The 216-nt window shown below is 75.0% G+C and carries 1 protein-coding gene; it reads left to right on the forward strand.

What is annotated here, in order from left to right; genetic code table 11:
* Positions 1 to 216 (forward strand): 6-phosphogluconolactonase (locus DEIPI_RS30850; RefSeq protein WP_211238291.1); only part of this gene is annotated, 216 nt, incomplete at both ends.

The raw sequence follows: 216 nt of genomic DNA on the forward strand, positions 1-216 counted from the left end.
CGTTCCACGTGGCCCTCTCGGGTGGCAGCACGCCCGCGCACCTCTACCGGGCGTGGCGGGACCTGCCGACCGACTGGGCGCGGGTGTTCGTGTACTTCTCCGACGAGCGGACCGTGCCGCCCGACTCCCCGGAGAGCAACTACGGCCTCGCGGCGCGCGAACTGCTCTCGCACGTGGCCGTCCCGCCGGGGAACGTGCGCCGCCTGCGGGGCGAGC

Source organism: Deinococcus pimensis DSM 21231, assembly GCF_000519345.1.
Taxonomy (GTDB): Bacteria; Deinococcota; Deinococci; order Deinococcales; family Deinococcaceae; genus Deinococcus_A; species Deinococcus_A pimensis.